This window comes from Nonomuraea sp. CA-218870 (assembly GCF_050936535.1).
Lineage (GTDB): Bacteria > Actinomycetota > Actinomycetes > Streptosporangiales > Streptosporangiaceae > Nonomuraea > Nonomuraea corallina.
Map to the genome: position 1 here is coordinate 4,122,100 of NZ_JBNJMN010000001.1, position 26,964 is coordinate 4,149,063.

Consider the following 26,964-nt stretch of genomic DNA (forward strand, 5'->3'; position numbering starts at 1 on the left):
AGGGCGGTCAGGCGTCGAAGCGGCGCCGGGAGTGCTCGATGTCGCCCAGGAAGCGCTGGGTCCAGGCGCACATGCCGTCGATCGTCTCGCGCAGGGCCAGGCCAGGCTCGGTGAGGGTGTACTCGACCCGCGGCGGCACGGTCGGGTGGACGGTCCGCTCGACCAGGCCGTTGCGCTCCAGCATGCGCAGGTTCTGGGTGAGCATCTTGTGGCTGATGCCCTCGATCCGGTCGCGCAGCACGCTGAAACGCAGCGTGCCCTCGCCCAGGGTCTCGATGATCAGGAGCGCCCACTTGTTGGCGATGTCCGAGAAGATCTCCCGCGCCAGGGAGTCGGCGCGCGACAGGTCCGCGTCAAGGGGCGAGCCCGTGAATTGTTCGGTCACCATCAGGTTCCCCAGTCACCGGAAAGTGCGTTCTTCCATGTCGTGGCCAAGCTGACCGTCTACGTGGTCGACCGGACGCCCGACAAGATGGCGCTGCTCCAGGGGGTCGCCCGGGCGGCGGCGAGGCTGGGGGCGTCCCGGTGCCGCCGGGGACCCTGCTGGGCGTAGCGGCGCTGGCGATGCCCGGCCATCTGGTCGAGGTCGAGGCCACCGCGGTGGTCGACTGACGGGGTCAGGGCGTCACGCCGCCGGGGACCCACCGGCGCTCCAGCTCGCCGTCGTCGGGGGCCGGGCCGGGCAGGGGGGTGCGGGCCGGCGGCACGCGCAGGCCGTCCATGACGAGTGTCAGGTAACGGTGGCGGAGCTCGGCGGTGCGCGCCGCGTCGCCGAGCTTGATCGAGGCCAGCTGCTCGAAGACGAGCGCGAGGTCGGCGGGCGTCACGTCGGGGCGGAGCACCCCCGCCTCGACGGCCCGGCGATGCGCCCGCACCGCGAGCTCCGAGGCCAGCGCCGAGTCGCGGAAGAGCTCCTCCGTCGGCTCGAACGTGCCCGCCAGCCTGATCGTCAGCGAGCTGGTGTCGGCGTCCACGATGCCGCGCAGGTAGGCCGCGAACGCCTCCCACGGGTCACCCTCGTCGTCCACCGCCCGCCGCGCCACCTCGATGTACAGCTTGAGCCCGTCGCCGCAGAGCTTGCGCAGCAACGCCTCCTTGCTGGGGTAGCGCCGGTAGAGGGCGCTGATGCCGACGCCGGCGCGCTCGGCCACGGCGGAGATGGGGGCGGCGGGGTCGGCGGTGAAGACGGCGCGGGCCGCCGCGAGGATCAGCTCGTCGTTCCTCGCGGCCTGCGCCTTGCGGCCGCTCATGGGTGCGGTGGTCATACGGGCCAGCATACCGGAACGTAGAATTCCGTTCTGACGGGTGATTAGTCCGTATGTCTATACATGAAGATGATATTGCGGTAGAACCGGGGGCGAGCCCAACGCTCTGGAGGTGTCCCATGAGACGAACCCCTGTCGTGCTGGCCCTGGTGAGCGCCCTGGCGCTGGCCGCCTGCTCCGCGCCGGCCGAGGACGATACCCGAGGCGAGTCCGGCCCCGCCTCCCCCGCCGCCGGTGGCGGCAGCTACGCGGTGATCACCCACGGCGCCCCGGGAGACTCCTTCTGGGACGTGGTCAAGAACGGCGCCGAGGCCGCCGGGCAGGAGTACGGGGTGACGGTCACGTACCAGGGTGACGGCGACCCGGCCAAACAGTCGCAGCTCATCGACCAGGCGGTGTCCGGCAAGGCGGACGGCATCGTGGTGTCGATGGCCAACCCCGACGCGCTGCGCGAGGCCGTCGGCAAGGCGGTGGCGGCGAAGATCCCGGTGGTGACGATCAACTCGGGCGCCGGTTCGTCCAAGGAGTTCGGCGCGATCACCCACGTCGGCCAGTCGGAGGACGTGGCCGGGCGCGGCGCGGGCGAGCAGCTCAAGGCGGCCGGGGTGACCAAGCTGCTGTGCGTGATCCACGAGGCCGGCAACATCGGGCTCGACCAGCGGTGCAAGGGCGCCGAGGAGACGCTCGGCGGCACCGTCGAGCGGCTGCAGGTCGACGTGAGCAACCTGGCCGACGTCACCTCGAAGGTCACCGCCAAGCTCCAGTCCGACCAGGCGGTCAACGGGGTGCTCGCGCTCAACCCGGCCGTCGCGGTGGCCGCCAGGGACGCGATCAAGGACTCGGGGTCGCAGGCGAAGCTCGCCACCTTCGACCTGTCGGCCGACGTGGTCGCCGCCATCCAGGCCGACGAGATCATGTTCGCGGTGGACCAGCAGCAGTACCTCCAGGGCTACCTGCCGATCACGTTCCTCCACCTGTACAAGAACAACCTCAACACCGTCGGCGGCGGCCTGCCGGTGAACACCGGGCCCGGGTTCGTCACCAAGGAGAACGCCGAGCAGGTGGCCAAGCTCGCGGAGGCGGGCACGCGATGACGGCCGCCACGGGGCGCGCGGACGAGCGGGTCGCCGACGTCGGCCCGCTGCGCCGCCTGCTCATCCGGCCCGAGCTGGGCGCGGTCGTCGGGGCGATCGTGGTGTTCTCGTTCTTCGCGAGCCAGTCGGCGGTCTTCCGGTCCCTGGACGGGATCGCCAACTGGCTGGACCCGGCGGCCACGCTCGGCATCATGGCGGTGGCCGTCGCGCTGCTGATGATCGGCGGCGAGTTCGACCTGTCGGCCGGGGTGATGACCGGCACGTCCGGGCTGATCCTGGTCACGCTCGCCACCGAGTACGGCCTCGACGTCTGGGCGGCCATGACCGTCGGCCTCGTCGTGGCGCTGGCCGTCGGCCTGCTCAACGGGCTGATCGTGACCAGGACCCGGCTGCCGAGCTTCATCGTGACGCTCGGCACGTTCCTCATGCTGCAGGGCGTGAACCTGGGCGTCACCAAGCTGCTCACCGGCACCGTGCAGGTCGGCGGCCTGCGCTCGGCCTCCGGGTACGACAGCGCGCACACGCTCTTCGCGGGCACGATCCAGATCGGCGGCAGCTCGTTCCGGGTGGCGATCCTGTGGTGGCTGCTGGTCACCGCGGTCGCCACCTGGGTGCTCATGCGCTCCCGGCAGGGCAACTGGATCTTCGCGGTGGGGGGCGACGAGCGCGCCGCCCGCGCGGTCGGGGTGCCCGCCGCCCGCACGAAGATCGCGCTGTTCATGACGACGGCGTTCGCCGCCTGGCTGGTCGGCTCGATCCTGGCGCTGCGCTACACGTCCGTGCAGGCCAACGTGGGCATCGGGCAGGAGTTCATCTACATCATCGCGGCGGTGATCGGCGGCTGCCTGCTCACGGGCGGGTACGGGTCCGCGATCGGCGCGGCGATCGGGGCGGTCATCTTCGGCATGGCCGACAAGGGCATCGTGTTCCTCGGGTGGGACGCCGACTGGTTCAAGTTCTTCCTGGGGGCGATGCTGCTGCTGGCCACGCTCGCCAACCGCCTGGTCCGGCGGTACGCCGAGGAGGTGAAGCATTGATCCTGCGGACGAAGGGCATCGGCAAGTCGTTCGGCTCGGTGCTGGCGCTGCGCGAGGTGTCGATGTCGGTGGAGGCCGGCCAGGTCACCTGCGTGCTCGGCGACAACGGCGCGGGCAAGTCCACCCTCATCAAGATCCTCGCCGGGGTGCACCAGCACGACGCCGGGTCGCTGCTGGTGGACGGGGCCGAGACCCGCCTGTCCAGCCCCCGCGACGCGCTCGACCGCGGCATCGCCACCGTCTACCAGGACCTGGCCATGATCCCGCTGATGTCGGTGTGGCGGAACTTCTTCCTCGGCTCGGAGCCGCGCAAGGGCCTGGGTTTCGACGTGCGTGAGGCCAGGAGGGTCGCGCGCGACGAACTGCGCGCGATGGGCATCGACGTCCGGGACGTGGACCAGCCGGTCGGCACGCTGTCCGGCGGCGAGCGGCAGTCGGTGGCGATCGCGCGGGCGGTGTACTTCGGCGCGCGGGTGCTCATCCTCGACGAGCCCACCTCGGCGCTCGGCGTGAAGCAGGCCGGGGTGGTGCTGCGCTACATCGCCAGGGCCCGCGACCGCGGGCTGGGGGTGGTGTTCATCACCCACAACCCGCACCACGCCTACCCGGTGGGGGACCGGTTCCTCCTGCTCAACCGGGGGTCCAGCCTGGGCGAGTACGCCAAGGCCGACATCACCAGGGAGCGGCTGACCTCGCTGATGGCGGGGGAGGCGGAGCTGGAGGAACTGGCCCACGAACTCGAACGAGAATGAAATCTACAATGTAAAGGCGCCGGGCGGCTGATCGAATCCGTCCTCCCGCGGCGGGCGGCGGCGGGCGGGGCCGTAACCGCCGCCCCCGCCGGTCTCGCAGCGCAGCACGTCGCCCGCACGGACCGGCAGGGCGTTGACCTTGAGCATCTCCCGCCGGTCCGGCCGGCCGGGGTTGAGCGTCACCCGGGGCGGGGCGCCGTCCCCGCCGCCGGCCAGCCCCCATGCCGGGGTGACCGAACGCTCGAACCAGAGGGACAACGAGGTGTCGGCGGTGAACGCGTACTCGCGGACGGCCCCGTCGCCGCCCCGCCACTGACCGTCGCCGCCGGTGCCCTCGCGGATGCCGTAGCGGGTGACGCGGACCGGGAAGAGCGTCTCCACCACCTCGATCGGCATGTCGCGCAGGTCGCCGTTGACGTTGTTGATGAGCGCGCTCTCGCCGTCGCCGCCGTCCCAGGCGCCCCAGCCACCGACGGTGGCCTCCTGGCAGACGTAGAGCCTGCCGGTGCGCGGGTCGGCGCCGGTGAACTGGACGATCATCGAGTCGCCGTACGAGGCCGCGGCGGCCCTGCCGGGCAGCACCGGGGCCAGGGCCTTGACGACCAGGTCGATGAGCAGGCCCAGGTGGGAGTAGTAGTACTGGCAGGCGGCGGGCGACTCGGCGGCGAGCATCGAGCCGGGCCTGGTCCCGACCGTGAGCGGCCGGAAGGAGCCGCCGTTGAGCGGCACGTCGGCGGAGACGAGGAGCTTGTAGCCGACCCGGACGGCGGCGACGGCCTGGGCGGCGCCGCAGTTGACCGGGCCGGTGGTCTGGTCGGCGCAGTCGGTCAGGTCGACGTGCATGGTGTCGCCCGCGACGGTGACGGTGACGGTGACGGGCAGCGGGGTGGCCAGGTCGACGCCGTCGTTGTCGAGGTGGCCGGTGGCGCTGTAGACGCCGTCGGGGATGGCCGCGATGGCCTCGCGTTCGAGGCGCTCGGTCTGGGTGAATATCTGGTCGCGGGCGGCGGCGACGGTGTCGCGTCCCCACCGGGCGATGATCTCCTCCAGCCGGCGGCGGCCGGTGAGCGCGCAGCTGATCTGCGCGCGCAGGTCGCCGAGGGTGGCGTGCGGGAACCGGACGTTGCGCGCGATGACGTCGTGCGGGTCGCGGCAGGGCTCGCCGGCGTCGTAGACCTTGACCGGGCCCAGGCGCAGGCCCTCCTGGAAGATGGAGGTGGAGTCCATGGAGCCGCCGGGGTCCTTGGAGCCGACGTCGAGCCAGTGCGCGCGGGAGGCGGCGAACCCGGCGAGCTCGCCGGCCACGAAGATCGGGGCGTAGACGGTGACGTCGTTGAGGTGGGTGCCGCCGATGTAGGAGTCGTTGAGCACCCACACGTCGCCGTCGCGCCAGACGCCGGGGCCGTGCAGGCGTTCGGTCTCGCGGGTGCAGACCTCCAGGTTGCCGAGGAAGATGGGCAGGCCGGACGACTGGCCGAGCACGTGGTGGTCGCGGTCGAGCAGGGCGACGGCGCAGTCCTTGGCCTCGTAGATGACCGGGGTGTACGAGCTGCGGATGAGCGTGGTGTTCATGTCCTCGGCGGCCTGCAGGAGGGCGCAGCGGATGATCTCGGTGGTGACGGGGTCGATCACGGGTTCACCTTCAGCAGGAGGAAGCCGCGGGCGTCGGCGGTGACCAGGCAGCCGGGCGGGACGACGGTGGTGGCGGTGTCCTCGACGATCACGGCGGGTCCGGCGAGCTCGCCGTCGAGGCCGTCACGGCGCAGCACGGGGGCGGCGTGCGCGACGCCGTCGAAGATCACTTCTCGTACGGCGGCTGGCGCGGGACGCGGGGCGGCCGGGGCGGGGGCGGTCGTGCGGGGGAAGGAGCCGAGCCCGGTGGTGCGGAGCATGACGAACTCGACCGGCGCCTCGGGGGTGGCGTGGCCGTACCGGGCGGTGTGGGCGTCGGCGTAGCGGGCGGCGACGGTCGCGAGGAAGCCGGGTTCGGCCGGTTCCGCGGCGTCGCGCAGCGGGACGGTGAGGGTGTAGTCCTGGCCCTCGTAGCGCATGTCGACGGCGTGGCGGGTGCCGCGCCGGTCGGGCGGGACGCCCTGCCCGGCGAGGGCGTCGAGCGCCTCCGCCTCTAATGTCTCGAAATTTTGGGACATGTGGGTGCCGTCGAGGTCGTCCTGCGACCGGAAGTACGGCTGCGTCAGGTCGCGGCGCACGTCGGCCTCCAGCATGCCCCAGGCCGAGAACGCGCCCGGGAAGGGCGGGATGACCACCTCGGAGATGCCCAGCTCACGGGCGATGAACGCGGCGTGCATGGCGCCCGCGCCGCCGAAGGCGAGCAGCGTGAAGGCGCGCGGCTCGATGCCGTGCTCGACGGTGAGGGTGCGGATGGCCTGCGCCATCTTGGCGTTGGCCACGTCGCAGACCCCCTCGGCCAGCCGCACCGGGTCCAGGTCCAGCTCCCCGGCGAGCTTCCGTACGGCGGCGCGGGCGGCGCCGGGGTCGAGCCGCAGCCGGCCGCCGGCGAACGAGGCCGGGTCGATCCGGCCGAGCACCAGGTTGGCGTCGGTGACGGTGGGGCGGGTGCCGCCGCGGCCGTAGCAGGCGGGACCGGGCACGGCGCCGGCGGACTCGGGGCCGACCCGCAGCGCGCCCGCCTCGGTGCGCGCGACGGAGCCGCCGCCCGCGCCGACGGTGTGCAGGTTGACCACGGGCATGAGCACCGGGTGGCCCTCGATGCGGGCCTCCGGGCTGACGTCGGGGCGGCCGTCGACCACCAGCGACACGTCGAAGGAGGTGCCGCCCATGTCGACGCAGATGACGTGGGAACGGCCGAGCAGTCGGGCGGCGGCGACCCCGCCCATGGTGCCGCCGACCGGCCCCGACAGCAGGGTCTGCAACGGCCGCCGGGTCGCGTGGGCGGCGTTGACCAGGCCGCCGGAGGACTGCATGACGTGCACCGGCACGGCCAGGCCGCGCTCGGCGAAGCGCTGCTCGACGCGGGCCAGGTAGCGGCGCACGACCGGGCCGGTGTAGGCCTCCAGCACGGCCGAGGAGGTGCGCTCGTACTCGCGCCACTCGCGCGCCACCTCGTGGGAGAGCACGACGAGCGTCCCCTCGCCGAGCTCCGCGGCCAGGATCTCGCCGGCCCGCAGCTCGTGGGCCGGGTTGGCGTAGGAGAACAGCAGGCACACCGCGACGGCCTCGAAGCCCTCCTCGCGGGCGCGGCGGGCGGCGCGGCGCACGGCCTCCTCGTCGAGCGGGACGAGCTCGTCGCCGCGCCAGTCGAGCCGGCCGCCGATCTCCGTCACGTCCCGGCGCGGCACCAGCGGTGCCGGCTTGCGGTACCGCAGGTCGAACATGCGCTCGCGGTTGCCCCTGGCGATCTGGTAGACGTCCCCGGCCCCCTCCGTGGCCAGCAGCAGCACCCGGGCGCCGGCGCGCTGCAGCAGCGCGTTGAGCCCCTGGGTGGTGCCGTGCACGAAGAAGGAGATGCGGGCGGGGTCGTCCACGACCTGGCCGAGCGCGGCGAAGACGCCCTCGGCCAGGTCGTGCGGGGTGGTGGGCGCCTTCGCCGCCGTGACCTCGCCGGTCTGCTCGTCGTAGCGGACGACGTCGGTGAAGGTGCCGCCGATGTCCATGGCGACGCGATAACTCATGGGCTCGACGGTATGCCGGGATCGGCGCCGCCGCACCGTCCGGCGATCACCCCTGTCCGGTGGTCAGCGCAGTGCGGTGAAGAACGCCCGTACGTCGGCGACGAACGCGTCGGGCCGTTCCAGGGCGGCGAAGGTGCCGCCGCGGTCGTGCTCGACCCAGCCGACGATGTTGTTGTCGCGCTCGGCGAAGCGGCGGATCGGGCGCAGGATGTCCTTGGGGAACACCGAGATCGAGGTCGGCACGGTGGCCGGCTTGAGCTCCCACTCCACGGTGGTGTCCTGGTCGGTGTCGGGGGTCTCGACGAACGAGCGGGCGGCGGAGCCGGCGGTGTTGGTCAGCCAGTAGAGCGTGGCGGTGGCGAGCAGCCGGTCGGGGTCGACGCCGCCGTCGCTCCACTCGTGGTAGACGCCGGCGAACCAGGCGAGCAGGGCGACGGGGGAGTCGGCCATGCCGTAGGCGAAGGTCTGCGGCCGGGCCGACTGGATGAGCTTGTAGCCGTACTGCTCGGTCAGGTAGCGCTCGCGGAAGGCGAGCCGTTCCCGCTCGGCGTCGGTGAGGTCGTCCAGCTCGCCGGGGGCGCCGATGGGGAAGCAGATGATGCCGTTGCCGTGCATGCCGACGACCCGCTCGGGGGCCAGGACGCCGACCTCGCGGGAGATCCACGTACCCCAGTCGCCGCCCTGGACGCCGAAGCGCTCGTGGCCGAGACGGGTCATGAGCTCCAGCCAGGCGCGGGCGACCCGGTTGGAGCCCCAGCCCAGCTCGCGGGTCGGGCCCGACAGGCCGTAGCCGGGCAGGGACGGGATGACGAGGTGGAAGTCATGGCTGAGCGGCTCGATGACGTCGAGGTACTCGAGCGGGGAACTGGGCCAGCCGTGGGTGATGAGCAGCGGCAGCGCGTCCGGGTTCGCCGAGCGGACGTGCAGGAAGTGGATCCGCTGGCCGTCGATCTCGGTGACGAACTGGTCGTGCCGGTTGAGCTCGGCGCGGGCGGCGGCCCAGTCGTGGCGGCGCCAGCGGGCGACGAGGTCGCGCAGGTGGTCGAGCGGGACGCCGAGGCGCCAGCCCTGTCCGGGGACCTCGTCGGGCCAGCGCACCCGGTCGAGGCGGGCGTGCAGGTCGTCGAGGTCGGCCTGCGGGGTCTCCAGGCGGTACGGGCGGATGTCGGTCAAGCGTGGGCCTCCAGTCGATGAGTACGCTGTACCGTACACCATACGGTTCGATGGCGGCAAACGCGGGCCTAGCCTGGGAGACGTGTCCTCGTACCTCACCCTGAAGAGCCCGGTCGAGCACGAGACCGAGGCCAGGCGCTCACGCTTCATCTGCGCGATCGCCCCGGCCCGGACGACCGGGGAGGCGGCGGCGTTCATCGCCGGGCGGCGGCGGCTGCACCCGTCGGCCACGCACAACTGCACCGCCTACGTGCTCGGGCAGGAGCGCAAGGGCGACGACGACGGCGAGCCCGGCGGCACCGCCGGCACGCCGATGGTGCAGGCGCTGGTGGGACGCGGGTTCGACCGGGTGGTGGCCGTGGTGACGCGCTACTTCGGCGGCACGCTGCTCGGCGCGGGCGGGCTGGTCCGCGCCTACGGGTCGGCGGTCACCGAGACGCTGGACCGGGCCGACCCGGTGCGGATGGTGCCGGCCAGGCTGATGCTCGTGTCGGTGGCGCATGACCAGGCCGGCCGGGTGGAGAACGACCTGCGGGCCTCACGCCACCCCGTGCGCGAGGTGACCTACGGGCAGACGGTGGAGTTCGCGGTGGCGGTGGGCGCCGACGAGGTGGCCGCGTTCACCGACTGGGTGGCGACGCTGACCGCGGGCCGGGCGCGCGTGACGCCCGGCGAGCCGGTGCACCTGCCCGGCTGAGGAGTCAGCCCTCCAGGGCGTACTGCATGACCCGGAACTTGGCCTGGGCCTCGGCCAGCTCGGCGGACGGGTCGGAGTCGCCCATGATGCCGCCGCCGGCGAACAGCCGCGCCCGGCGGCCCTCGACGATGGCCGAGCGCAGCGCGATGCCCCACTCGCCGTCGCCGTGGGCGTCGATCCAGCCGACCGGGCCCGCGTAGCCGGCCCGGTCCATGCCCTCCAGCTCGCGGATGACCTCGATGGCCGTGGCCGTCGGGGTGCCGCCGACGGCCGCCGTCGGGTGCATGGCGGCCACCACGTCCAGCACGGACGCGCCGTCGGCCAGCCGGCCGGTCACGTGACTGGCCAGGTGCTGCACGTTGGGCAGCACCAGCAGCTCCGGCTCGTCGGGGGTGCGCAGCGCGGAGCAGAGCGGGGCCAGGGTCTGGCGGACCGAGGCGATCGCGCACTCGTGCTCGTGGCGGTCCTTGGCGGAGGCGAGCAGCGCCCGGCCGCGGGCCAGGTCGTCGGCCGGGCCGGTGCCGCGCGGCGTCGTGCCGGCCAGCACCAGCGACTCGATCTCCTGGCCGGTGCGCCGGATCAGCAGCTCGGGGGTGGCGCCGACCAGGCCCGCCACGGAGAACGCGTAGCACTCGGGGTAGCGGCGGGCCAGGCGCAGCAGCAGGAGCCGGACGTCGATCGGGTGCTCGGCGGTGGCCAGCAGGTCGCGGGCCAGCACGACCTTCTCCAGCTCGCCCTCCCGGATGCGGCGGGCGGCGCTGGCCACGACGTGCTCCCACTGCGGCGCGGAGAGGCTGCCGTCGCCGTAGCTGATCCGGCCCGGGTCGATGAGCGGGGTGAACGTCTCCAGCGGCGGGTCGCCGATCGTGGTCAGCCAGGCCCGCCCGTCCCGGCGCGCCAGCACGGCCTGCGGGACGACCAGGGTGGAGCCGGGAGCGTTCTCGTCGAAGGTGAAGGTGCCGAAGGCGACAGGGCCGCTGCCGGGGGAGCCCACCTCGTCGTCGACCCGCGCGCCGGCGAACACGTTCGCCAGCCACTCGCGCGCCCAGGCGAACCTGCCGGGGCCGGGCGGGACGTCGGCGCGCGCGGCCTCCCCCCAGCCGACGAGCCCCTCGCCGTGCCTGACCCACGCGTAGGGCGCCGTTCTGGGCAGACCGGCGATCAGGTTACCGGGGTCGCGTACAGGGGTGGTGCGAACCGGTAGCGGGCGGGTTGTTCCGAGCGCGACACTCACTTGAGACACTCTATGCGGGATCTGAACGTGTTCGACTGAGACCCCCGTGAATGGGGGGTTACGGTTCCTTCGTCAAGCGTCGATAGCGACTTGGTACGGAGATGGCAGGCGTTGCCCTGAGGTGATGGCCGCCTGGTGCCCGGCTGCCTACCGTGAGCGCATGATCGGTAAGGTTGCGCCGGTGCTGGCGATGGCGGGCCTGCTCGCGGGCTCGGGGGTGGCGGTCGCGGGACGGGCGGCGGCCGAGCCTTGGCGACAGGAGCCGTTGCTACAGGATCCTCTGCGACAGGAGAGGCTGCCCCGGGTGATGGCGGCGCTCGGCGACTCGATCTCCTCCGGTTTCAACAGCTGCGGGTTCTTCATCTCCTGTCGGTCGCGGTCCTGGTCGGCGGGGCGGCACGAGGGGATCGGCAGCCACTACACGCGCCTGTCCGCACTCGGCGCGGGCCTGACCGCCAAGAACCTCGCGGTGCCCGGCTCCAGCAGCGCCGGACTGCTCGCGCAGGCGCGCGAGGCGGTGGCGGCGCGGGCCGACTACGTGACCGTGCTCATCGGGGCGCAGGACGCGTGCACCGCCACCGAGCGGCAGATGACCCCGGTGACGGTCTACCGGCAGCGGCTGGAGCAGGCGCTGGACGAGCTGCGCGCGGGCGTGCCCCGGGTGCGGGTGCTCATGGCGAGCATCCCCGACGTGTACCGGCTCTGGCGGCTGGCCAAGGACCAGGCGGCGGCCCGGGGGGTGTGGAGGATCGGCCGGATCTGCCCGTCCCTGCTGGCCAGACCCACCTCCGAGGCCAGGGCCGACGAGCTCAGGCGGACCAGGGTGCGTGAGCGGGTCATGGTCTACAACCGGCAGGCGGCCGAGGCGTGCGCCGCCCGCCCTTGGTGCCGCACCGACCGCGGCGCGGTGTTCGACTACCGGTTCACGCTCGACCAGGTGAGCCGGTGGGACTACTTCCACCCGAACGTGGCGGGCCAGCAGGCGCTGGCCGAGCTCACCTTCGGCAACGGCTTCACCTGGGCCGACCCGCGCCGGCGGGCCTAGCGGCACTGGGCCAGCATGGCCCTCTTGTCGGCGCGGGTGACGGGCACCGCGTACTTGACGGCCACCTGGGCGAACCGGGTCACGTACGCGCAGCGCACCCGGCGCTGCGGCGGCAGCCAGCTCGCCGGGCCGGAGGCGTCCTTCTGCTCGTTGGCCGCGCCCTTGACCGGCAGCAGGTTGAGCGGGTCGTTGGCGAAGTCGACGCGCTTGCCCCGGCCCCAGCGCGCCGCCCCCATCCGCCAGGCGTAGGCGAGCGGCACCACATGGTCGACCTGCACCTCGCCCGCGTCGCGCTTGGACCAGCCGATGAGCTGGCCGGTGTACGGGTCCTCCAGGTCCATGGCGATCACCTCGCAGGACGAGCCCTCGCGGTAGCGGACGTTGCGGCCGTCACGGGCCAGCAGGTCGTCGCGGGTGCGGCAGCCGTTGCGCGCGTACGGGACGCCGGTGGCGGTGTCGGCCCAGTCCGCGCCGTAGCGGGCGCGGCTGTAGCCGATGCTCGGGCCGCGGCCCCTGACCTCGAGGCGGGAGATGATCGCCCGGGCGCGGGCCTTGTCCTTCTTGCCGGTGACGGGGGCGAGGCCGGGTAAAGTTCCGCTGGCGTTGCCGAGCGGGCTCGCCGTGGTGGCGGGGGGAGTGGTCTCGACGCCGTTGGCGAGGGCGACGACGATGACGGCTCCGGCGAGGAGGGCGGCGGCGTCCTTGACACTCAAGCAGGGCTCCGTGGTGCTGCGTCGGACTTCTCTGAAGAGGTTCCCTGGCCGGCCCGCTTCGACACGGTGAGGAGTGTGGGGCTGTTGGGCAAGGAGCCTGTGGACGTCCGGGTGCTGGCGGCGATCGCGGCCGGCGGCGCGGCCGGGGCGCTGGCGCGCCTGGCCGCCGAGAGCCTGCTGCCCGCGCAGCGGGGCGCGTTCCCGTGGGCGACGTTCGGGGTGAACGTGGCCGGGTGCGCGCTGATCGGCGTGCTCATGGTGGTGGTCACCGAGGTGGCGGCCAGGGCGCCGCGGCTGGCGCGGCCGTTCCTCGGGGTCGGCGTGCTGGGCGGGTTCACCACCTTCTCCACGTACGCGGTGCAGGTGCGGGACCTGCTGGCGGCCGGCGCGACCGCCGTGGCGGCGGCCTATCTGGCGGGGACGCTGGCGGCCGCCGTGGCGGCGACCTGGGCGGGCATGCGGATCACGAGAGCGCTGGCGCGGCGGTGACGGCGTTGCTGGTGGTCCTCGGGGCCGCGGTGGGGGCGCCGCTGCGCTACGTGGTGGACCGGGCCGTACGGGCCCGCCACGACTCGATGTTCCCGTGGGGGACGCTGCTGGTCAACGTGGCGGGGTCGGCGCTGCTGGGGTTCCTGGTCGCGCTGCCGGTGGGGCCCGGCTGGTCGGCGCTGCTGGGCAGCGGGTTCTGCGGGGCGCTGACCACGTACTCGACGCTGGGCCACGAGACCGTGCGGCTGGCCGAGCAGGGCGCCGGGCGGCACGCCGTGGCGAGCGCGGCGGCCAACGTGGCGCTGGGGCTGGCGGCGGCGTCAGGCGGCATGCTGGCCGCGGGCGCGCTCGCCTGAACGGCGGCGGGCTCAGCAGGCGCCGAGTGCGACGAAGGACAGGCCGGTGGCGGTGGCCACGGGGTCGGCGGAGGTCGCCCGCCGGGCGTCGCGCAGCGCGGCCGGCAGGCAGGCGCCCCGGGCGAGCCGGCGGTGCAGCTCGACCATGAGCGGCACCGCGGCCCCGTCGTTGACCAGCACCACGCTGGCCACGATGCCGGTGGTGCCGAGCTGGATGAGCGAGCTGGCCAGCCCGAGCAGCTCGTCGGCGCCTGTGGGCGCGGTCAGCCCGGAGTCGCAGCTCGACAGCACCACCTGGCGGGGCGCCCGGCGCAGCCGTTCCAGGTCGTAGACGGTGAGCGGCCCGTCGTCCACCCGCAGCGCGGAGAAGAGCGGGCTGTCGGCCCGGAAGGTGCCGTGCGCGGCCACGTGCGCCAGCCGCGCGCCGTCCATCGCGTCCAGGATCCGCGACACCGTGGCCGTCCCCTCGCCGAGCACGACCGGGGCGGGGTACTCCGGGGCGATGTCGCGTAGCTCGGCTCCCTCGGAACGCAGGCCGGGGCCGCGCACCAGCACCACCCGGCCGTCCCCCGGCGGACCCGCCCGGCGGGCGCGCAGCCAGGTGCCGGCCGACGGCGCGACGCTCACCGAGCGGTCGCGCAGGCTCGGCAGCAGCGCCCACGGCACCGCGTGCAGCCGCCCCGGCGGGACGATCACCACCTCGCCGTCGCCCAGGTGGCGGGCGGCGTCGCCGAGCAGCACCCGCTCCAGCGCCCGGCCGCTGCCCTCCACCTGGGCGAGCAGGTCGGCCGGGCTGAGCGTGGACCTGCCGTGCGCCAGCCGCGACAGGCCGAACCGGGCGATGTCGATCCCGCGCGAGGCCTCCTCGACGCTTCCCGCCGGGTAGCGGCGCACCAGGCCGGAGCCGCAGACCAGCACGTGCAGCCGGCCGTCCACGTCGACCAGCTCCAGCAGGCGGTCCGGCCCCAGCTCGGCGAGCAGCGCGGGCACGTCGCAGCCGGTCGCCGCGCCCGCGTCCTGGCCCCGGGCGTGCCGGGCGCGGGCGCGGGCGGCCCGCTCCAGGCGCAGCTGCTCGCCCGCCAGGTGCGTGGTGGGCAGCCCCTGGGCGCGGGCGTGCGCCAGCCGGTCGGTGACGGCGCGGATCGCGGCCAGGTCGGCCTGCAGGCGCTCGTCGTCGGGCGGCCGCACGGCGGGCACGGCCAGCGCGGTGGCCCGCCAGCGCTCGCTCCAGGCCAGCAGCAGCCGGGGCCGGCCCAGCCGCAGCGCGTGCCGCTGCCCGAGTGCGGCCAGCTCGGCGCCGTGGGCGCTGGCCTGGGCGCGCAGCTCGCTGGAGCCCAGCGTCGCCCGGTGCTGGTCGAGCACGTCCAGGCCGCGCCTGCAGGCCCGCATCAGCCGGGCCGGGTCGCCGTCGGCGTCGGCCCGCAGCGCCTCGGCGAGCCAGGCCACGGCCCGCGACAGGGCCGGGCCGTGGCGCCGGCCGCGCGCCGCGGCGGCCAGGTGGGTGCGGGCCGTGCCGGTGCGGCCCAGCCCGAGGGCCAGCCGGCCGGCGATCAGGTGGGCCAGCGCCAGGTCCGGCGAGGACAGCGCGGCCAGCTCGCGGGCGCAGTGCTCGGCCTCGCGCAGCAGCACCGAGTCCGCCGGCCCGGCCGCGAGCCGGGCGCGGACCTTCACCAGCCGGGCGTGCGCCCGCCACCAGCGGCGGCGCTGGCCGTCGAACAGCTCCGCGGCGCGGCCGGCGTGCCGCAGCGCGGCGTCGCTCTGCCCGGCGGCCAGCGCGCAGCCGGCCGCCGCGAGCTCCAGCTCGGCCTTCTTGGTGGCCTGGCCGCGGCTGCGCTCCAGCTGGCTCAGCGCGGCGTGCGCCTCGTCCAGCGCGTCGCGCGGCAGGCCCGCCGCCAGCAGCGCGGCGCAGCGCTGCACGGACAGCGTCGGGTCGGGCAGGCCGAGCTTGGCGAACCGCTCGGCCGCGTGGTCGAAGCAGGCCAGCGCCTCCGGCAGGTCGCCGATGCGCAGCGCGAGCACGCCCCGGTGGACGATCGCGTCGGCCGACTCCAGCTCCTGCCCCGTCGCGTTGAACAGCTCCTCGGCCCTGCGCAGGTCAGCGGCGGCCCTGGTCACGCCGCCGAGCGCCAGGTTGCAGGTGGCGCGCTCGGTGCGCGCCCGCGCCTCCCAGATCGGGTCGCCCGCCGCCCGCAGCGCGACGACGGCGCTGTTCAGGTCGCTCAGCGCGTCGCGGTGGTGGCCCAGCGTGGACAGCACGCCGCCCCGGCGCAGCAGGATGCGCCCGTGCAGGTGGCCGCTGGACTGGCGGACGGCCGCGTCGAGCGTGTTGCGGGCGGCCGTCGTACGGCCCGCGAAGGCGAGTGCGACGCCCAGCGTCGCCCGCACGTCGGCCTCCCGCTCCGCCGAGCCGGACCGGCGGGCCAGATGCCGGGCCGTCTCCAGCTCCCGCACCGCCGCGTCGATGTCGCCGAACTCGCGCAGCACGATCCCGATGGCCTGCCGGGCGAAGGACGCCTCCAGCGGCGGCGGGCCGGTCGCGAGCAGGTCACGGGCCCTGCCGAGGGCCTCCTTCGGGCGCGACAGGGCCAGCGGCAACAGGCCGGGGCCGTCCGGTCGGGGGAGCTGGGGATCCGCCGGCATCCTCCGACTTTGAACGATCTGCTGTATCACCCGCAACCCCGCGCCGATATAGGAGGGGGACAACGGACCGCCAGAGCCGGATGCGACGCCTGGGGAGAGGCCTGACACATGGACATGGTGTTCGACGCTCAGTTCCGGATCATCAAGGACGCCTTCGCCGCCCGGGGGGTGGAGGTGGCGGTGGCCTACACGCCGGACGGCGAGGTCGACTACCTGTACGAGGCCGGCCGCCTGCTGGCGCGTGACCGCGACGTCGCGCGGATCGCCGAGGCGCTGCCGCCCGGGCTGGAGCGGCTCGACCGGCGCAGCCGGGGCGAGCTGGCGGTGCTGTCGCTGGACCGGGTCGCCGGCGGCGCGATGACCGTCCCCGAGGCGCTGGCCCTCGTCGAGCAGCGGCTCGGCGCCGGACCGCGGCCGATCGACCGGCGGCCCGGCCACGAGTCCCCGGCCGGCCCGGCAGGGGAGGAGCCGCGGGCGCCCGTCGCCACGCCCGTGCACGTCCTGCACATCTCCCGGCTGTGCCCCGGCACCGAGCCCGAGGTGCCGCCGGGTGACCCCGCCGTGCCCTGGCCGCCGCCGTGCGAGGCCGGCGAGACGGTGCGGGAGGTGACCATCGGCGTGTGCGACACCGGCTGGCTGCAGCTCGACGTGGCCGCGTACCCCTGGCTGGACGGCGTCAGCGGCGACCCGGAACCGCTGGGCCCGCCGTCGCCGATCAGCGGGCTGCCGCGCATCCCCGCCTTCCGGGGGCACGGCACGTTCGTGGCGGGCGTGGCCAAGTGCCAGGCGCCCACGGCCGCCGTCTCCGTCGCCGACCACTTCTCGACCTCCGGGGCCGAGCTGGAGGACGTGATGATCGCCAAGCTGGAGGCGCTGGTCTCCCAGTCGCCGGCGCCCGACGTGATCAACCTGTCGGCCGGCACCTACACCCGCGACAACTGGTCCTCGCTCGGGTTCGAGCTGTTCCAGCAGGCCCACCCGGACGTGGTGCTGGTCGCGGCGGCCGGCAACGACGGCACCGACCGGCCGTTCTACCCGGCCGCCTACGACTGGGCCGTGTCGGTCGGCGCGCTCGGCCCCGACCAGGCGCACCGCGCCTGGTTCAGCAACCACGGCCCCTGGGTGGACGTGTACGCGCTCGGCGAGGGGCACGTCAACGCCTACGCCACCGGCGAGTACACCTACCAGGAGCCGCCCAAGCGGCCGGCCGTGCAGAACTTCGCCGGCATGGCCCGCTGGGACGGCACCTCGTTCGCGGCGCCCCTGGTCGCTGGGCTGATCGCGGACCGGATGGCGCGTACCGGGGAGTCGGCGCAGGACGCCAGGGCGGCCGTGCTGGCCTCGGCGCAGGATCTGCCCGGCGTGGGCCGGGCGGTCTTCCCGTGCGGCCAGGCCTGACGGCGCCCGTGCGGCCGACGGCATGGGAGCCGCCGGCCGCTCGCCCGCGGATCACCGGGCGCGGGGCCCCCGTGCCCGCCCCGGTGCTCCCGGTGTCCGCCCCTCGCCTGGCGGGCGGGTGCTTACGTGTGTAGGAGTACGACGGATTCGATTTGATACGGGTGGATTTTTCCAGGGTGCGGCCGGTGTATCAGGAGCGCGGTCCGGCCGCTCCGTCAAGGTGACCGCCGTCACCTGAGTAGCGAAGAGACGCCATGCCCCTTTTCTGCTCGCACCGTCCGATGCAGCGTCACGCCTGGACGCACCGCGCATTCGCGTTCACCCTGACGGGGTGGACCGGGCCGGGAAAGGAGCAGACGGACATGCGAGACGATCCATCGGTCGTCGCCCTGGTGACGAGGGCGAGGACCGGTGACAAGGACGCCTGGGACGAGATCGTCGAGCGTTACGCGCCACTGGTCTGGTCGATCTGCAGGACGTTCCGGCTGAGCCGGGCCGACGCCGACGACGTGGGCCAGACGGTGTGGCTGTCACTGGTCGAACAGCTGCCGCGGCTGCGCGAGCCCGCGGCGCTGCCCGGCTGGCTGGCCACCGCCACCCGGCGCGAGTGTCTCCGGTGCGCGCACAGCACCGAGCGGCAGCAGCGCCTCAGCCTGCAGGTCGACCAGGAGGCGCTGGTGGACGAGCGGGCGCAGGCGCCGGATCAGGATCTGCTCGACGCGGAGCGGAACGCGGCGCTCATGGCGGGCATGCGGCAGCTCGGCGCCCGCTGCAGGGAACTGCTGGGGATGCTGATGCGCCAGCCGCCCGCCGCGTACGCGGAGATCAGCGAGAAGCTGTCGATGCCGGTGGGCGCGATCGGGCCCACGCGGGCGCGGTGCCTGGCCAAGCTGCGCCGCTCTCCTGCGGTGGCCGCGCTGATCAGGTCCGAACAGGAGACGCAGGAAGAGGGCGAGAGGCATGGCCACGCCGTGGTGGAAGGACGACGAAGGGTTGCTCGCCGCGCTCAGACGGGCCGATGAGGCGGCCCGCGAGGTGCCGCCCGAGTTCGTGGCAGCCGGCAAGGCGATCTTCACCTGGTACGACATCGACGCCGAGCTGGCCTCGATGACCTACGACTCCGCGGCCGAGCGCGCGCAGCCGTCGCCGACCCGGGGTCCCGAGCACGTGCCGCTGCGGGCGCTCGTCTTCGCCACCGGAGAGGTGACGATCGAGCTGGAGGTCGGCCAGGAGGCGCTGCTGGGGCAGCTGGTGCCCGCCCGGCCGGGCACCGCGTACACGCATCTGGTGACCGGCGGGGTGGTGGAGTCGGTGATCGACGAGTCCGGCTGTTTCGTGTTCCGGCCGGCGCCGTCGCAGGCGTTCCGGCTGCAGTGCCGGCCCGCCAGCGGCACGAACGTGGTCACGGACTGGATCGCCCTCTGAGCGCCGCCCGGCCTGTCAGGTGGGTGACCCGCTCGGGCTGACCGGCTCGGCCACCGGGGCCGGAGGCGTGACGCGGGTCCGCCGGGCCAGCAGGTCGTTCAGCAGGGCCTCCCAGCGTTCGCCGACGACGGAGACGTCGTAGCGCTTGGCCGTCTCCAGGCCGCCGGCCGCCAGCCGGCGGCGCAGCGGCTCGTCCTCGATCACCCGCATGACGGCCGCCGCCAGGTTGTCCTCGGTGCGCGGCTTGACCAGCAGCCCGTCGACCTCGTTGGTGATCATCTCCTTGGGGCCGTGAGGGCTGTTGAACGACACGATCGCCACCCCCTTGGCCATCGCCTCCAGGATCGTCAGGGAGAAGCCCTCGTGGCGCGAGCTCATCACGTGGATGGAGGCCTTCTCCAGCTCGGCGCCGATGTCGGCGGTCTTGCCGGGCAGCTCGACCTTGCCCTCCAGGCCCGCGTCGGCGATCTGCTGGCGCAGGTTCTCCTCCTGCGCGCCGGCGCCGAAGATGCGCAGCGTCCAGTCGGGGTGCGCGGCCGCCACCTGCTCCCACGCCCTGATCAGCCGGTGGAACCCCTTCAGCTTGGTCATCCTGCCCATCGCCACGGCCACCTTGGCGTCGAGCGTGGCGAGGTTCCCGTTCATGGGCGGGACCGCGTTCGGGATGCGCACCAGCTTCTTCGGCCGCTTGGGCAGGGCGTCCTGGTAGTCCTTCAGGTCGGCCTTGGTGAGGGTGACCAGCGCGTCCAGGCGGCGGTAACGCCACTTGATCAGCTCCTGCAGGCTCTCCGGCTTGACCCGGAGCGCCACGTGCTCCTGCCCGATCGTGATCACGCTGGGCAGCGCGAGCTGGGCCATGGCGAGGTTCAGCCCCGGCCTGGTCCCCATGAGGACGCCCGTGTCGAGCGAGCGGATGAACCGGGCCAGCTTCAGGTCGGTCCACAGGGTGAAGCGGTGGTAGGCCGTCTCGTCCTTCGGGATCAGCCTGCTCGGCATCTTGGACAGCATCGCCCGCATCGGGTCGCTGTCGGGGGCCAGCCGGTCGTCCAGATAGCGCAGCCGCACCCTCGGGTCCAGCGGGAAGAACGGCTTCTCGTCATCCCGGAGGATCGACACGATCTCCACGTCGTGCCGTTCGGCCAGGTAGCCGGCCAGGTTGAACACGGTCCTGATGGTGCCGCCCATCCCGTTGGCGTGCAGCAGGAGGATCTTGATCTCCCGCGTCGACGGCGGGGGCGCCTTGCGCGCCCTGCGCCGGTTGTAACCCTGATACAACCGGACCGCCGCTGACCTGCTCTTACGCGCCCACGTCCGCACCTGACACATCCCCCTGTATCCACCGAAAACGTGATGACAGGCAAGGGCCGGCGGTTGGAGACGACCCCTGGACCACCCGGACCCTGCCGTGTTCGAGTGGCGCACCGTTCATCCCCGTGGCGCTATCCACTTCTATGATCTTTAGACGCGCTTTGGCGGAATAAGGTTGCATCTCTGTCTTAAGTGGCTTTTGGACACCGGCAGGCAGCCGGAGACGTCGCGTGCTCCGGCTGCCTGTTCGGTGCTGGATCGTCAGGCCTCTTCGGGCTTCACGACGTCCTTTTTGATTTCCTTGTCCTGGCGGTTCGCCTTCATGGTCTGCTTCTTGGCCTTGCCGGACTTGGCGCCCGGCTTCTTCTTCGCGTCGGACATGATGTTCCCCCCTGTACGGACAGTGCGCCTCATTTAGCGCACTATTCCCGTAATACCCCTTCACCCTCAAAAGCCGACATACCATAACTTTGGTACGAGTCCAGAACCCGAAAAACTCCCGTCCCGGCACGCCTCGCCCGTCCGCCGGGCCCGGCCCGGGGCGGGCCGTCAGAGCAGGGTCAGCTGCTGGGGAGACGGAGTCGGCGGAGGAGGGACGCGGCGGGCCCTGGCCGGAGCGTCGCGGCCGATGCCGTAGCGGGCCGCCAGCTCCCTGATCTGGGAGGTGACGCGCTCCTGGTAGGCCTTGGGCGCGTAGGCGCCGCGGCCGTACAGCTCCAGATAGCGCGGCACCAGGCGCGGATGCTCACGGGCGAGCCAGGCCAGCCACCACTGGCGGGCGCCAGGACGCAGGTGGAGCACGATGGGGGACAGGTGGGTCGCGCCCGCGGCGGCGATCTCCCTGACGGTGCGCTCCAGCTGGGCGGGGGAGTCGGTGAGGTAGGGCAGCACCGGGGCCATCAGCACGCCGCAGGCGACGCCGTGGGCGTTGAGCGTCGCGCACACCTCCAGGCGGCGGCGCGGGTCGGGAGTGCCGGGCTCGACGGAGCGCCACACCTCGGCGTCGACGAAGCCGACCGAGACGGCGGCGCTCACGTCGGCGCGGTCGGCCGCCTCGGTGAGCAGGTCGAGGTCGCGCAGGACCAGCGTGCCCTTGGTCAGCACGGAGAACGGGTTGGCCGCGTCGCGCAGCGCCTCCAGGATGCCCCGCATCAGCCCGTAGCGGCCCTCGGCGCGCTGGTAGCAGTCGACGTTGGTGCCCATCGCGATGTGCCGCCCGCGCCAGCGGGGCGAGGCCAGCTCCTTGCGGGCCAGCTCGGCGGCGTTGACCTTCACCACGATCTTGGAGTCGAAGTCGGCCCCGGAGTCGAGGTCGAGATACTCGTGCGTCTTGCGCGCGAAGCAGTAGACACAGCGGTGGCCGCAGCCGCGGTAGGGGTTGATCGTGAAGTCGAACGGCACCCGGCTGGCGGCCGGCACCCGGTTGATGATCGAACGCGCCTGGATCTCGTAGAAGGTCATGCCCCGGAACCCGGGGGTGTCGAAGGTGCGGACGGCCGCGCCCCGGGCGAACAGCGGCATGACCGAATCGTCCGGCCCGGCCTCGGCCAGGCGCAGGTTGTCCCAGCGCATGCCATGATTAGAACAGAGATTCGATTAAGATCGCAAACGAAAAGAGGCGGCAATTACCTGGTCGGCTCACGGCTAATGATCTTCATGGTTGGGCAGGAAACCCGCACAGAGCTTGCGTTCCGGAGGTGCACCCATGGCCTGGTCGCAGGACGAAGAGTGGATGCTGGCCCAGATCGAGCAGCACCTCGTCGACGACGATCCACGACTCGTCGCACGGCTCGAGTCGTTCAACGAGCGCGCGCGCCGCAGCGAGGAGAGGGCGGAAGGAAGGTCTGCCGGGCGCACGCCCCGCCGTTCGACCGTCATCATCCTGATCAGCTGGTTCCTGATCGCCACCCTCGTCGCCACACTCCTGATCCTCGTCCTCCGCGAGGCCGCCACCCTCGCCTGACTCCTGCCCGCCCTCGCCCGACCCTGCCCCGCGGGACGCCCCCGTAACCCCCCGACCCGCCGCCTGCCGTCAGCGGGACGACGGCAGGGCGCGCAGGAAGTCGGCGGCGACCGGGGCGGCGACCTTGCCGCCCCCGCCGCCGCCCTCCACCACCACGGCGAACGCCACGTCGTCCTTGAACCCGATGAACCACGCGTGGGAGTCGAGCTTCGGCCCCGTGCCGTACTCGGCGGTGCCCGTCTTGCCGCGGGTGCCCGCAGGAAGGCCGGCGGCCTTCGCGGTGCCCTTGGTGACGACGGCCGCCATCAGCGCGTGCATGTCCTCGGTCACCCCGTCGGGCAGCGGGCGGGCCTCGACCTTCCGCCGCGTCTCCGGCACCAGCGTGGGCGGACGCCAGGTGCCGTCGGCGAGCGCCGCGGCCACCGACGCCATCGACAGCGGGCTGGCCGTGATCCGGCCCTGACCGAACGACTCGGCCGCCAGCTCCGCGTCGGACTCGGCCCTCGGGAAGCTCGGCTCGGCGGCGGGCAGGCCGATGTCCAGCGCCGTGTTGAAGCCGACCAGCTCGGCCGTCTTCAGCAGCTTGTCGGCGCCGAGCCGCTGCTGCGCCAGCGGGGCGAACGAGGTGTTGCACGAGTAGGCGAACGAGTCCTGGAAGGTCACCTTGCCGTAGGCGGCCCGCTCGGAGTTGCGGATCCGCAGCCCGCCCACGGTGGCGTACTTCGGGCACGTCACGGTGTCGCCCGGACGCAGCCCCTCTGCCAGCAGCCCCACCGCCGTGACCGCCTTGAACGTCGAGCCCGGCGGGTAGCGGCCGTCGACGGCCCGGTTGAACCCGCCCCGGTTGTTGACCACCGCCAGGATCTCCCCGGTGCCCGGCCTGATGGCCACCAGCGAGGCGGGCTTGCCGAGGTCCTTGACCGCGGTGACGGCGGCGTCCTGCACGCGGGAGTCGAGCGAGGTGGTCAGCGCCTCGCCCTTCTCGCCCTCGATCGTCTCCAGGGTGGTCTCGCCCGCCCGGATCTCCGTCGTCGGCGTCCCGGCCAGCCGCTTCTCGAACGTCTGCTGCAGCCCGCCCCGCCCGATCGCCTGTCCCGCCCGGTAGGCGGAGCCGAGCCGCCGCACGTCCTTCTTGGTCGCCTTGTCGAGGAGGCCGACGAGCTGCTGGACGGAGCCGCCGGCCTCGCCGGTGTCGATGCGCTCGCCGTCGGCGTCCACGATCGGGGCCCGCTCCGGCCACTTCGTCCTGAGGGAGAACTGCGCCTCGGAGGTGAGCTTCGGATGCGCCGCGGCGGGACTCCAGTCGACCTTCCAGTGACGGTCGGTCACCTTGAGCGCGAGCTCTCCGTCGTACGTCCAGTCGCCGAGGTTCTTCAGCCGGTGGGTGACGGTGTAGGGGACGGTGGCGCGGTCGTCGCTCTCGCGCGGCTGCCCGAGCGTCACCCGGGTGGACTCGACGCCGAGTGCCTCGCGGAGCCGGCCGTAGAGTGCGAGCTCGCGCGGGACGGCCAGCTCGGCGCTCATCCGCGCCTGGTCGCCCGCCTGCCACGCGGCGGTGAAGCGCTGCGCCGTCTCGCCGGGCGTGCCCCGGGTGTGCAGCAGGTAGTAAGCGCCGCCGGCGGCGGCCCCCGCCGCCACCACGGTGGCGGTGGACACGATCACGATGGTGCGCGTGCGCCCCACTGTCAGCCCCCTGACCGTAGACAGGGGACCGAGCTTAGCGGGGACGGTTCACGCCGTGCCATGCAACGGTTTGTGACCGGAGGCGTACTCCGGGACGTACTCCTGGCCGGAAAGCCGCTGGATGGCGGCCATGACGTCGTCGGTGACGCGACGCCGGTCGCGGGCGTTCCGGTGGTCGCCCTCGAACCGCAGCGGCTCGCCGATCCGGATGCCGACGGAGGCCGGGCGGGGCACCCTGGCGCCGAGCGGCATCACCTTGTCGGTGCCGCTGAGCGCCACCGGCAGCACCGGCGCGCCCGTCCTGAGCGCCAGCCAGGCGACGCCGACCTTGCCGCGGTAGAGGCGGCCGTCGGGGGAGCGGGTGCCCTCCGGGTGGATGCCGAACAGCTCGCCGCGCTCCAGCACGGCGGCGGCGGCGTCGAGCATCTCCTGCGCGGCCCTGGCGCTCTCGCGGTCGGTCGGCAGGCTGCCGCCCAGCCGCATCAGCCAGCCCGAGAACGGATTGCCGGAGAAGTACTCGTTCTTGGCGGCGAACGTGACGTGCCGGGGGAGCAGCGCGGGCAGCAGGAACGAATCGATCACCGACAGGTGGTTGGCCGCCAGGATCGCCGGCCCGGTGCGCGGCACGTGCGCCGCCCCGGACAGGTGGGGCCGGCACATCGCGTGGGTGAGCGGCACCGCGGCGAACTTGACCACGTGATACAGCAACTTGGCTCCAGGAGGTGATCGTGTCGATCCGGCGCACTCACCCTAAACGCGTCGCGCCCCGTCCGGGGACGGGGCGCGACGACACGTTGAGGCCGATGTGGCGGTCGCCTCCTCGGCGAGATGCACAACACGGCTCCAGCCGAACGGTATTCCGTGAAGGCGGTAATTTGCGGCCCGGGGGACACAGACCACATCGGCCATTCGATGCTAACGGACATCCGGCCGGAGGTATTCCACCCGGCCCCAAGAATCGGTCACTTTCTGGTCCAGTGAGGCTGCGCCACGTCGAACACCCGCAGCTCACGGCCCCGCAGCGCGACTTCCGCGAACTGCCACAAAATCGCTCCCGTCGGCGCGTGGATGACGATCGAGGGCCCCAGCGGCATCTGCAGCAGCTCGCCCCGCCAGCGAGGCACCCCGGGCGCCAGGAACCGCCCCAGCGGCACCTCGTGCACCGAGGCCACCTCCCGGGGGTCGGGCACCGGCCGCTGCCTGCCGCCGAACGCCACCACCGGGGTGATGACGAACCCGGAGTCGGTGACGAAGTCGTCGAGCAGCCCCGCCACGGTCACGCCGCCGACCGCGGTCTCCTCCCGCAGCTCCCGCAGGGCCGCCTCCACCGGCCCCTCGCCGTCGTCCAGCCGCCCTCCGGGCAGCGCCCACTGCCCCGCGTTCCGGCCGCGCGGCGCCCGCCTGATCACGATCGTGTACGGGTCGCGCCGCTCGTCCTCCAGCACGCACACGGTCACGGCGGCCCGGCGGATCCCGCCGGCGGGCGTCGCCTCCCGCCGGTCGAAGGCGCGCAGGCGGGCGGTGACCAGCTCCCTGAGCTCGTCGATGGGCGGCAGCATCCGCCCAGGATCTCACGCCGCCGGCAGGACCCCGGGGCCGCGGTCGTACGACCCGCGGAGGCCGGCACCTGCCCGGGCGAGAGTCGCGCTATGCGCCGAAGAGCGTGCGCACGACGGTGCGCGCGTACGCGCGGGCGGAGCCTTCCTCGGGGGGGAGGACGCCTGCGATGCCGGACGGCGAGAGCAGCTCCAGGTAGACGTAGTGCAGGCAGGCGCCGATGAGCATGGAAGCGCAGGCCACCCATGACCCGTGCGCCGGCAGGCGGCCCGCCTGGTGTTCGCGTTGGAGGTAGTCGGCGAGCTCGGCAACTCCGGTCAGCGGGGTCAGCGGCCGCCCCTCGGGATCGGGGACCGTGCCTTCGGTGAACCAGGACCGCAGCTCGGCGTCCCCCATGACCGAGCCGGCGATGGGGGCGACGTCACGCAGGAACGCGATGGCCGCTTCCATGAGCGTCACCACGTTCTCCTCCACCGTGTTCACGCCGACGAGCTGTCCGAGGCCGTGAGTGCGCTGACGGATCGCCTGCGTGGCCAGCCCGAAGGCGTCCACGATCAGCTCGGAGCGGTTCGTGAAGTGGTTGTAGATGCTGCCTTCCGAGACGCCCGCGCGCCGGGCGACCATCTTGGTCGTGGTGCCGCGCACGCCGTGCTCGCGCATGCACGCCAACGCCGCCGCGACGATGCGATCGCGCATCGGTGCTCTGGGGTCCATCCCGCCAGCCTAGCTGAGTGAGTGCCCACTCATATAGTCTGAGTGAGCACTCACTCAGTGATGGAGGGTCCATGAACACCCGCTCCCCGCTCCCCTTGATCGAACCGGAGCCGTACGGCTTCCTCTACCTCGGCTTCCAGGCCGACGCGCAGCAGAAGGCCCCGCTCTACCGCCAGACGCCCGCGCGCCGCCAGGCGGCGACGCGTCTGATCGCGGCAGCCGAGGAACTCGCCGAGCGGCCGGAGGTGTTCTCGGCGCGGGTCTTCCGCACGCACCTCGTCCCTCCGCTGGCGGGGGAGCCCCGGCACGACCTGGCGATGCTGATCCGGACCACCACGGTCGAGGACCTGGCGGAGGTACGCACCGACGAGGCCGTCAGAGCACTCGGCGGGACCGAGCTCATCGCCGGCTCGAACGCGGCGCGCATCGGCGACACCGAGGCGGACGAGGACGCGGTCTTCCTGTTCAACCACTTCACCGTGGCCGGCGACGCCGATCCCGTCGAGGCGTGGTCGACGCTCACCGACTGGTACACCTCGACGATCGGCGTGGACAACTCGACAGCGCTGCGCCCCTGCGACGACGGGTCACGGTTCCCGTTCGTGAACTACGCCCGGCTGCCCTCCAGCCCTCCCGGCTTCCTGCTGAACCAGCTGCTGCGGCCCAGCTTTCACCGGATCGTCAGAGGCACCTTGAAGCGTCACCGGATGCGCGCTCTCCCCGGCTTCTACCGGATGATCCACTAGCCGCCGGAGCCGTTCCGCGGAC

Annotated in this window: 27 protein-coding genes; 13 read left to right on the forward strand and 14 right to left on the reverse strand. The window is 73.2% G+C overall.

Annotated features, from left to right (window positions below):
* Positions 1-7: 7 nt before the first annotated feature.
* Positions 8-388 carry a winged helix-turn-helix transcriptional regulator gene (locus tag ACQEUU_RS19930; protein ID WP_433068006.1) on the reverse strand — a complete coding sequence of 127 codons (381 nt, stop codon included), beginning with the start codon at positions 386-388 and terminating at the stop codon, positions 8-10.
* Between the two features lie 39 nt (positions 389-427).
* Here ACQEUU_RS19930 and ACQEUU_RS19935 point away from each other — a divergent pair, with 39 nt between their 5' ends.
* Positions 428-553 carry a hypothetical protein gene (locus ACQEUU_RS19935; RefSeq protein ID WP_433068008.1) on the forward strand — a complete coding sequence of 42 codons (126 nt, stop codon included), beginning with the start codon at positions 428-430 and terminating at the stop codon, positions 551-553.
* A gap of 64 nt (positions 554-617) precedes the next feature.
* On the opposite strand, the gene ACQEUU_RS19940 is transcribed toward ACQEUU_RS19935, so the two are convergent.
* On the reverse strand, positions 618-1,265 hold the full coding sequence (locus ACQEUU_RS19940) for a TetR/AcrR family transcriptional regulator (RefSeq protein ID WP_433068009.1): 648 nt from the start codon (positions 1,263-1,265) through the stop codon (positions 618-620).
* 119 nt (positions 1,266-1,384) lie between these two features.
* On the opposite strand from ACQEUU_RS19940, the gene ACQEUU_RS19945 reads away from it, so the two are divergent.
* Genes ACQEUU_RS19945 through ACQEUU_RS19955 form a run of 3 tightly spaced genes read left to right on the forward strand, consistent with a single transcriptional unit; the run spans position 1,385 to position 4,148 of the window.
* Positions 1,385-2,359 (forward strand): sugar ABC transporter substrate-binding protein, encoded by a 975-nt coding sequence (locus ACQEUU_RS19945; protein ID WP_433068010.1) that lies wholly within the window; start codon positions 1,385-1,387, stop codon positions 2,357-2,359.
* Positions 2,356-3,396, forward strand: coding sequence for an ABC transporter permease (locus tag ACQEUU_RS19950; protein WP_433068012.1), 1,041 nt, complete (start codon positions 2,356-2,358; stop codon positions 3,394-3,396). The genes ACQEUU_RS19945 and ACQEUU_RS19950 overlap by 4 nt, the downstream gene beginning before the upstream one ends.
* Complete coding sequence (locus tag ACQEUU_RS19955; RefSeq protein ID WP_433068014.1) at positions 3,393-4,148, forward strand: ATP-binding cassette domain-containing protein; 756 nt, start codon at positions 3,393-3,395, stop codon at positions 4,146-4,148. Before ACQEUU_RS19950 ends, ACQEUU_RS19955 begins: the two co-directional genes overlap by 4 nt.
* A gap of 3 nt (positions 4,149-4,151) precedes the next feature.
* Here ACQEUU_RS19955 and ACQEUU_RS19960 read toward each other — a convergent pair whose 3' ends face one another.
* The 3 genes from ACQEUU_RS19960 to ACQEUU_RS19970 form a co-directional block, all read right to left on the reverse strand.
* Positions 4,152-5,780 carry a hydantoinase B/oxoprolinase family protein gene (locus tag ACQEUU_RS19960; protein ID WP_433068015.1) on the reverse strand — a complete coding sequence of 543 codons (1,629 nt, stop codon included), beginning with the start codon at positions 5,778-5,780 and terminating at the stop codon, positions 4,152-4,154.
* A complete protein-coding gene (locus ACQEUU_RS19965) occupies positions 5,777-7,801 on the reverse strand; it encodes a hydantoinase/oxoprolinase family protein (protein ID WP_433068016.1) in 2,025 nt (674 codons plus the stop codon). The genes ACQEUU_RS19960 and ACQEUU_RS19965 overlap by 4 nt, the downstream gene beginning before the upstream one ends.
* 63 nt (positions 7,802-7,864) lie before the next feature.
* Entirely contained in the window at positions 7,865-8,974 is a 1,110-nt protein-coding gene (locus tag ACQEUU_RS19970; RefSeq protein WP_433068017.1) for an epoxide hydrolase family protein, read from the reverse strand.
* An 82-nt stretch (positions 8,975-9,056) separates the two neighbouring features.
* On the opposite strand from ACQEUU_RS19970, the gene ACQEUU_RS19975 reads away from it, so the two are divergent.
* Entirely contained in the window at positions 9,057-9,671 is a 615-nt protein-coding gene (locus ACQEUU_RS19975; RefSeq protein ID WP_433068018.1) for an IMPACT family protein, read from the forward strand.
* Positions 9,672-9,675: 4 nt separating this feature from the next.
* On the opposite strand, the gene ACQEUU_RS19980 is transcribed toward ACQEUU_RS19975, so the two are convergent.
* Positions 9,676-10,905, reverse strand: coding sequence for an isochorismate synthase (locus ACQEUU_RS19980; RefSeq protein ID WP_433068019.1), 1,230 nt, complete (start codon positions 10,903-10,905; stop codon positions 9,676-9,678).
* Between the two features lie 160 nt (positions 10,906-11,065).
* Between ACQEUU_RS19980 and ACQEUU_RS19985 the strand changes: the two genes are divergently transcribed.
* Entirely contained in the window at positions 11,066-11,950 is an 885-nt protein-coding gene (locus tag ACQEUU_RS19985) for a GDSL-type esterase/lipase family protein (RefSeq protein ID WP_433068021.1), read from the forward strand.
* On the opposite strand, the gene ACQEUU_RS19990 is transcribed toward ACQEUU_RS19985, so the two are convergent.
* Positions 11,947-12,663, reverse strand: a complete 717-nt coding sequence (locus ACQEUU_RS19990) for an HNH endonuclease family protein (RefSeq protein WP_433068023.1) — start codon at positions 12,661-12,663, stop codon at positions 11,947-11,949. The genes ACQEUU_RS19985 and ACQEUU_RS19990 overlap by 4 nt on opposite strands.
* Before the next feature lie 84 nt (positions 12,664-12,747).
* On the opposite strand from ACQEUU_RS19990, the gene ACQEUU_RS19995 reads away from it, so the two are divergent.
* Entirely contained in the window at positions 12,748-13,152 is a 405-nt protein-coding gene (locus ACQEUU_RS19995) for a FluC/FEX family fluoride channel (RefSeq protein WP_433068025.1), read from the forward strand.
* A complete protein-coding gene (locus ACQEUU_RS20000) occupies positions 13,149-13,508 on the forward strand; it encodes a fluoride efflux transporter FluC (RefSeq protein WP_433068027.1) in 360 nt (119 codons plus the stop codon). The genes ACQEUU_RS19995 and ACQEUU_RS20000 overlap by 4 nt, the downstream gene beginning before the upstream one ends.
* A gap of 12 nt (positions 13,509-13,520) precedes the next feature.
* Here the strand turns inward: ACQEUU_RS20000 and ACQEUU_RS20005 are convergent, their stop codons facing one another.
* Positions 13,521-16,148 (reverse strand): CHAT domain-containing protein, encoded by a 2,628-nt coding sequence (locus ACQEUU_RS20005; RefSeq protein WP_433068029.1) that lies wholly within the window; start codon positions 16,146-16,148, stop codon positions 13,521-13,523.
* A gap of 108 nt (positions 16,149-16,256) precedes the next feature.
* Between ACQEUU_RS20005 and ACQEUU_RS20010 the strand changes: the two genes are divergently transcribed.
* The 3 genes from ACQEUU_RS20010 (at position 16,257) to ACQEUU_RS20020 (ending at position 18,971) form a co-directional block, all read left to right on the forward strand.
* Positions 16,257-17,546: a S8 family peptidase gene (locus tag ACQEUU_RS20010; RefSeq protein ID WP_433068030.1), complete on the forward strand. Its 1,290-nt coding sequence runs from the start codon at positions 16,257-16,259 to the stop codon at positions 17,544-17,546.
* A 362-nt stretch (positions 17,547-17,908) separates the two neighbouring features.
* On the forward strand, positions 17,909-18,568 hold the full coding sequence (locus tag ACQEUU_RS20015; RefSeq protein ID WP_433068031.1) for an RNA polymerase sigma factor: 660 nt from the start codon (positions 17,909-17,911) through the stop codon (positions 18,566-18,568).
* A complete protein-coding gene (locus tag ACQEUU_RS20020; RefSeq protein ID WP_433068033.1) occupies positions 18,507-18,971 on the forward strand; it encodes a hypothetical protein in 465 nt (154 codons plus the stop codon). The genes ACQEUU_RS20015 and ACQEUU_RS20020 overlap by 62 nt, the downstream gene beginning before the upstream one ends.
* 15 nt (positions 18,972-18,986) lie before the next feature.
* Here the strand turns inward: ACQEUU_RS20020 and ACQEUU_RS20025 are convergent, their stop codons facing one another.
* Positions 18,987-20,288, reverse strand: a complete 1,302-nt coding sequence (locus ACQEUU_RS20025) for a glycosyltransferase family 4 protein (RefSeq protein ID WP_433068035.1) — start codon at positions 20,286-20,288, stop codon at positions 18,987-18,989.
* A gap of 540 nt (positions 20,289-20,828) precedes the next feature.
* Positions 20,829-21,851 (reverse strand): Rv2578c family radical SAM protein, encoded by a 1,023-nt coding sequence (locus tag ACQEUU_RS20030; protein ID WP_433068036.1) that lies wholly within the window; start codon positions 21,849-21,851, stop codon positions 20,829-20,831.
* A gap of 133 nt (positions 21,852-21,984) precedes the next feature.
* Here ACQEUU_RS20030 and ACQEUU_RS20035 point away from each other — a divergent pair, with 133 nt between their 5' ends.
* The gene (locus ACQEUU_RS20035) at positions 21,985-22,242 is read left to right on the forward strand and encodes a DUF3040 domain-containing protein (RefSeq protein ID WP_433068038.1); all 258 of its coding nucleotides are present in this window, start codon (positions 21,985-21,987) and stop codon (positions 22,240-22,242) included.
* Positions 22,243-22,311: 69 nt separating this feature from the next.
* Here ACQEUU_RS20035 and ACQEUU_RS20040 read toward each other — a convergent pair whose 3' ends face one another.
* From ACQEUU_RS20040 to ACQEUU_RS20055, 4 genes are all read right to left on the reverse strand, one after another.
* Complete coding sequence (locus tag ACQEUU_RS20040; RefSeq protein WP_433068039.1) at positions 22,312-23,898, reverse strand: penicillin-binding transpeptidase domain-containing protein; 1,587 nt, start codon at positions 23,896-23,898, stop codon at positions 22,312-22,314.
* Positions 23,899-23,973: 75 nt separating this feature from the next.
* Entirely contained in the window at positions 23,974-24,633 is a 660-nt protein-coding gene (locus ACQEUU_RS20045; protein ID WP_433068040.1) for a lysophospholipid acyltransferase family protein, read from the reverse strand.
* A gap of 254 nt (positions 24,634-24,887) precedes the next feature.
* Positions 24,888-25,484, reverse strand: coding sequence for an NUDIX hydrolase (locus ACQEUU_RS20050; protein WP_433068041.1), 597 nt, complete (start codon positions 25,482-25,484; stop codon positions 24,888-24,890).
* Positions 25,485-25,572: 88 nt separating this feature from the next.
* Entirely contained in the window at positions 25,573-26,196 is a 624-nt protein-coding gene (locus ACQEUU_RS20055) for a TetR/AcrR family transcriptional regulator (RefSeq protein ID WP_433068042.1), read from the reverse strand.
* Positions 26,197-26,267: 71 nt separating this feature from the next.
* On the opposite strand from ACQEUU_RS20055, the gene ACQEUU_RS20060 reads away from it, so the two are divergent.
* Complete coding sequence (locus ACQEUU_RS20060) at positions 26,268-26,942, forward strand: hypothetical protein (protein WP_433068044.1); 675 nt, start codon at positions 26,268-26,270, stop codon at positions 26,940-26,942.
* Positions 26,943-26,964: the final 22 nt, after the last annotated feature.

Bases quoted from the DNA above. Each gene is read 5' to 3' on its own strand.
- ACQEUU_RS19930 (WP_433068006.1), bottom strand. From the start codon at position 388: ATGGTGACCGAACAATTCACGGGCTCGCCCCTTGACGCGGACCTGTCG.
- ACQEUU_RS19940 (WP_433068009.1), bottom strand. From the start codon at position 1,265: ATGACCACCGCACCCATGAGCGGCCGCAAGGCGCAGGCCGCGAGGAAC.
- ACQEUU_RS19945 (WP_433068010.1), top strand. From the start codon at position 1,385: ATGAGACGAACCCCTGTCGTGCTGGCCCTGGTGAGCGCCCTGGCGCTG.
- ACQEUU_RS19950 (WP_433068012.1), top strand. From the start codon at position 2,356: ATGACGGCCGCCACGGGGCGCGCGGACGAGCGGGTCGCCGACGTCGGC.
- ACQEUU_RS19965 (WP_433068016.1), bottom strand. From the start codon at position 7,801: ATGAGTTATCGCGTCGCCATGGACATCGGCGGCACCTTCACCGACGTC.
- ACQEUU_RS19985 (WP_433068021.1), top strand. From the start codon at position 11,066: ATGATCGGTAAGGTTGCGCCGGTGCTGGCGATGGCGGGCCTGCTCGCG.
- ACQEUU_RS20005 (WP_433068029.1), bottom strand. From the start codon at position 16,148: ATGCCGGCGGATCCCCAGCTCCCCCGACCGGACGGCCCCGGCCTGTTG.
- ACQEUU_RS20010 (WP_433068030.1), top strand. From the start codon at position 16,257: ATGGACATGGTGTTCGACGCTCAGTTCCGGATCATCAAGGACGCCTTC.
- ACQEUU_RS20015 (WP_433068031.1), top strand. From the start codon at position 17,909: ATGCGAGACGATCCATCGGTCGTCGCCCTGGTGACGAGGGCGAGGACC.
- ACQEUU_RS20020 (WP_433068033.1), top strand. From the start codon at position 18,507: ATGGCCACGCCGTGGTGGAAGGACGACGAAGGGTTGCTCGCCGCGCTC.
- ACQEUU_RS20030 (WP_433068036.1), bottom strand. From the start codon at position 21,851: ATGCGCTGGGACAACCTGCGCCTGGCCGAGGCCGGGCCGGACGATTCG.
- ACQEUU_RS20035 (WP_433068038.1), top strand. From the start codon at position 21,985: ATGGCCTGGTCGCAGGACGAAGAGTGGATGCTGGCCCAGATCGAGCAG.
- ACQEUU_RS20050 (WP_433068041.1), bottom strand. From the start codon at position 25,484: ATGCTGCCGCCCATCGACGAGCTCAGGGAGCTGGTCACCGCCCGCCTG.
- ACQEUU_RS20055 (WP_433068042.1), bottom strand. From the start codon at position 26,196: ATGGACCCCAGAGCACCGATGCGCGATCGCATCGTCGCGGCGGCGTTG.
- ACQEUU_RS20060 (WP_433068044.1), top strand. From the start codon at position 26,268: ATGAACACCCGCTCCCCGCTCCCCTTGATCGAACCGGAGCCGTACGGC.